Origin of the sequence: Neobacillus drentensis, assembly GCF_036966985.1 — a bacterium.
Lineage (GTDB): Bacteria > Bacillota > Bacilli > Bacillales > Cytobacillaceae > Neobacillus > Neobacillus drentensis_E.
In genome coordinates this window covers 405-5,549 of record NZ_JBALSN010000671.1, presented here as the reverse complement: position 1 = coordinate 5,549, position 5,145 = coordinate 405, and the positions used below count along the sequence as shown (strand labels likewise).

Genomic DNA, 5,145 nt, shown 5'->3' with positions numbered 1-5,145 from the left:
TTTCAAGCTTTTCAAGATCACGCCGTATCGTTTCTTCTGTTACAGAGAAAATTTTACTAAGCTCCGTGACCCGAATACTCAACCGTTCATTAACTAAGTCCACAATCTTTTTTTGCCTTTCTGCAACTAGCATTGTGCTGCCCCTTCCTGCCGAAGAAATTTGTATTTATGTTGTTTTATATTTGTTTTCTCGTTATTATCACTACAACTATACCATATATTTTTGAAAAACAAACATAATTATTAGAAGAAGGATTCAAAAAACTAGCCAATCATGTCGAGGTAATTGGCGATAATTATTTTTAGTTTACCGATACTGCTTTCAATTGAAGCTCATGTAACCACTAGGGTAGCCTAATTTTTTGCTCTTCGACTGTCGATTAACAAGTCAATTAAATTTGCGAGATAATACTTTTATTCGTGAATTTATTTTGTATAATAACTTAAAACTTCGTAAAATTCTCCCTATATTTTGTGCAATAACTTAAAACTTCGTAAAATTCCTTCTATATTTTGTACAATCCTCTTTTTATTTACCTGTAAATCCAAAAAGAGGACCCAAAGGAGCCTATATATCTCCTATTTGAGTCCCCCTTTAATAAAACTAAACTTATCTTTTTAATAAAACCTCTTGCTCATACGCTTTTACTTCTTCTAACCAAGATTCTCTTACTGGAACTCCCATTTTTTCACAGTAGTAATCCCAAACAGCACCAAATGGATACGTTTTGAATTCTTCCATTAATGCTAATCTTTCTGTAAAGTTACCTTCTTCTTGAAGTTGTTTTAAATACTCGTTTGGAACTAACATGGCATTAAGTAAAGCCTTAATCATGTTGCGTGTGCCGATTGTCCAAGCAGCCACACGGTTGATGCTCGCATCAAAGAAATCAAGTCCGATGATCACACGGTCTAAGGCATCGTTACGTACAATTTCTAAAGCAATTTCTTTTAGTTCATCATCTAAAATAACGACATGATCACTGTCCCAACGTACAGGTCTTGAAACATGCAAAGCAAGCTTTTCACTGAATAAAAGCATAGAAGAAATTTTGTTTGATACCGTTTCTGTTGGATGATAGTGACCAGTATCTAATAGACACAATTTATTGTTTTTCATCGCATAGTTTAAATAAAATTCATGGGATCCGACTACATATGATTCGGAACCAATGCCGAATACCTTGCTTTCAACCGCATCTAAGTTATAGTTCTCATCAGTTTCCACGGCAAAGATCTTATCTAATGATTCTTTTAATCTTTTTCTAGGAATCAGGCGGTCACTAGGGATATCCTTATAGCCATCTGGAATCCAAATGTTTGTTAAGGCTGGTGTACCTAGTTCTTTACCGAAATACTCACCAATTTTCCGGCTGCCAATGCAATGATTAATCCAGAACTCACGAATTTCTTCGTTTGGATGGGAAAGTGTTAAGCCATCATCTGCTTTCGGATGTGAGAATAATGTTGGGTTGTAGTCTAAACCTAAACCATTCTCCTTTGCCCATTTCACCCAGTTTTCGAAGTGTTTTGGTTCTAATTGATCTCTTTCCACTACTTCTCCATTTGTTTCCGCATAAATTGCATGAAGGTTAACGCGATGCTTACCTGGAATCAAGGAAAGTGCTTTTTCTAAGTCAGCTCTTAATTCTTCCGGTGTCTTTGCCTTACCTGGATAATTTCCAGTAACAGAGATTCCACCAGATAAATCGTTCGGGTTTACTTCAAACCCGCCAACATCATCCCCCTGCCAGCAATGAATCGAAATCGGAACATTTTTTAAAGTGTCGATTACTTCATCAACATTAATTCCCCATTTTTCATAGGCCTTTTTAGCAAGTTCATAGTTTTGTTGAATAGACATGTAATTCTTCCTCTCTATCGGTTAGTTTGTAATTGGTGCTGTTGGCAAATATTTCTTTACTTCAAAAGAATTTTTAACAATCGTCCGTGCCTCTTTAATATCTTTAATTTCATTAAGTGCCATTAATTGAGCCACGATATTGCCAATCGCTGTCGCTTCAACTGGTCCTGCATATACTTCTTTCTTGGTTACATCAGCGACAAGTTGATTTAACATTTCATTTTGACAGCCGCCGCCGATGACATTGATTTTTTCAAATCTCTTTTCAAAAATTTCTTCGATTTCGTTCACGGCATCCTGATAGCTAAATGCTAAACTATCATATACGCATTTTGCGACTTCTCCTGGTGTGCTAGGGATCGGCTGGCCTGTTTCAACGCAATAATTCATGATTTCCTGTATCATGTTCTCTGGTTTTAAGAAACGATCATCGTTGACGTTAACCACAGCCGAAAAGTCTTTCGCTTCTCTAGCTAAATCAACTAGCTCGGCAAACGAATATTCATTGTTGTAGTTGCGTCTTACCTCTTGAATCATCCAAAGACCCATAATATTTTTTAAGAACCGGTATTGATAATCCATTCCGCCCTCATTGGTGAAATTGTAGTCCAATGCTTTGGTTACACAGATTGGGAAGTAGTTTTCAACTCCAATCAATGACCAAGTGCCGGAACTGATATAAACCGTTTCATTTTCTTCTGGAACAGCAATCACCGCTGAACCTGTATCATGTGTGGCCGGCAGTATCACTTGAAGGTCAAAGCCCCACTCTGAAACTAGTTCTTCTTTTAATGTTCCAAGAACAGTTTTTGGTGTCTTAATTTCGTGGAACATGTCTTTATTAATTCCCAATAGATCCAACAAGTCATGATCCCATTTTTTCGTGAAAGCATTGACTAGTTGTGTGGATGTAGCATTGGTATATTCGTTTGCTTTTTTTCCGCTAAGCAAATAATTAAAGTAATCGGGAATCATTAAGAATGATTTTGCTTGATCTAAGATTTCCGGTGAGTTTTGTTTAATGGAATATAATTGATAGATTGTATTAAACTTTTGGAACTGGATACCTGTTTCTAGATAAAGGCGTTCCTTCATGATCTTTTCAAAAACCTGCTCCATCATTCCGTCTGTTCTTGGGTCACGATAAGAAACGGCCTCTGTTAAAGGTTGGTCCTTCTCATCCAATAACACAAAGTCCACTGCCCAAGTATCGATTCCGATGCTATCGGGTTTGATGCCAAGTTCATTGCACTTTTTTAATCCATTTTTTATTTCTTGAAAAAGCTTATCGGCCTCCCAGCAATAGGAGTCACCTTTTTTAACAATTTTGTTTTCAAAACGATGAATTTCATCTAGTTTTAATAGCCCATTATCTAAATAGCCTAAAATTAGCCGGCCGCTTGAAGCACCAATATCAACCGCAATACTGTATTTTGTCATTAACATCACCTCTCGGTTGGAAACGCTTTCTGATAACTCTATTTTAATAGAAATATAGGATTTTCCTATAACGTGATTCGACCAATTTATTGTCCTTATTTGCAAACAAGGATTATTTCTTCCTTTCTGTTACTATACTCAGCATTTCACTTGGCAAGCCAAGTCCTGTTAGTTTTATCTTCCCTTACTTTTGAAACTAAAATATGGAGGCAAATTAAAAACTTACTCAGAAAGCTCACATACACCGACCTTTTAGCCTAAAAAAAGTCATCCCTGAATGGGATGACTTTTCACATTGCCACTTTATTTGGTCCAGTAGAGACCGCATTTTTAATCGATGGCATATTCGCAATAAATACCCCGAGCAATACCAAAATCCCCCCAAGGATTTGATTCATCAAGATATGATTTCCTAGAATAAAATGGGAGGCAAGGATGGCCACAAATGGCTGAATATTCATGAACATTGAAGCTGTACCTGCGCCAACTTTTGCTACACCTTTATTCCACCAAAAACCGGCAACTCCTTGAGCGATAATCCCAGCAAAAGCTAATAATATCCACATGAAAAGAGAATGGCTGATATAGGAGCCGCTTACCAAATTTTCAACTCCTGCTGCAGGAATCATCAGTACACTTCCTAGTACGGTCGAGTAAACGGTAATAATAAAGGTGTTCATGGTTTTCGCTAAACCTCGAATAAATAATAGACTAATCGAGAGGCAAAGCATGGCGATTAGAATGTTAAAATCTCCCCATGAGATCCCTAAACCGCCCTTTCCAACGCCAATTATTGAAAAAACACCAATTAGACTTATAATGGCCCCTGCGGATTTTTTTACCGTAAACTTGACCTTAAAGATGATCCGTTCCAATAAAATTGTTGCTATGGGTGCCAAGGAAATGATTAATGAAGCGTTTGCCGGTGTTGTATGATGCAGCCCAGTAAAGTAAAAGGTTTGATTTAACAGAGTTCCAAAGATTCCAACACCAACTAGGAATTTCCACTCTGAAATGGTGGGACGCTTTATTCCTTTATGAATCAAGGCAACGATAATCAAAAAAAGTGAGGTACAACTAATTCGAACAGTTGATAAAAAGACAGGTGAAAAGTCTTGGAGCAAATAGGCACTGATTGGATAATTTAACCCCCACAAAACAGAAACTAAAAAGAGACTTATAAAAGCTTTTATTGTACTAGACATTTAAATAAACAACCCTTCTAGGACGTTTTCATTGATAACTTTATAAGTATAACACGGTATTTCGCGTATCGAAAGAATTATCTAGAGAAATCTCCATTCATCTTCCATAATGTGAAAGAGGTAATCTCGAAAGAAGGAGATCTCTGTTTACTTGACGCATGGTATTAAAAGCACCTCCGAAAATGATATTATTATCAATATCATGATTCGAACAAGTTATTTTGATTCAGCACTGCTTCAAAGAATAGCAGGAAAGGATTTATTAACAGATTTTTTTGTTCATGCTATATACCTACAAAAAAGTAAAGTAGGGGGCCCTTTTTTGAAAGGGCTATATTTAAACCAAAAACTCGCCGTAAAATATTGGCGAGTTTTCTTCATATTTATCTATTTTGGTTTTCAACGAAAGGTCTCTAAGTATCTAGATATTTTTTATTTAAGGGAAAACAAATGGTGAATGTAGTTCCTTGATTTGGAATACTAGTCACCTCAATCGTTCCACCATGATCCTGAATGATTTTCTGACAAATAGATAGCCCTAACCCCGTTCCATCAGATTTCGTTGTATAGAATGGACTAAAGATTTTCTTCAGATTTGCCTCCTCTATACCTACACCCATATCGCTAATCTCAACT

At 36.6% G+C, this 5,145-nt stretch carries 5 protein-coding genes; all 5 read right to left on the bottom strand.

Annotation, left to right across the window (positions count from 1 at the left end; genetic code table 11):
- On the bottom strand, positions 1–133 hold a 133-nt coding region (locus tag V7659_RS30245; protein WP_335543716.1), incomplete at its 3' end, for a DeoR family transcriptional regulator.
- Between the two features lie 477 nt (positions 134–610).
- The gene (gene rhaA, locus V7659_RS30240; RefSeq protein ID WP_335543715.1) at positions 611–1,864 is read right to left on the bottom strand and encodes an L-rhamnose isomerase; all 1,254 of its coding nucleotides are present in this window, start codon (positions 1,862–1,864) and stop codon (positions 611–613) included.
- Between the two features lie 21 nt (positions 1,865–1,885).
- Positions 1,886–3,304, bottom strand: a complete 1,419-nt coding sequence (rhaB, locus tag V7659_RS30235; protein ID WP_335543714.1) for a rhamnulokinase — start codon at positions 3,302–3,304, stop codon at positions 1,886–1,888.
- 290 nt (positions 3,305–3,594) lie between these two features.
- Complete coding sequence (locus V7659_RS30230; RefSeq protein ID WP_335543713.1) at positions 3,595–4,509, bottom strand: DMT family transporter; 915 nt, start codon at positions 4,507–4,509, stop codon at positions 3,595–3,597.
- A gap of 413 nt (positions 4,510–4,922) precedes the next feature.
- Positions 4,923–5,145: ATP-binding protein (locus tag V7659_RS30225; protein WP_335543712.1), on the bottom strand; the 223-nt coding region annotated here is incomplete at its 5' end.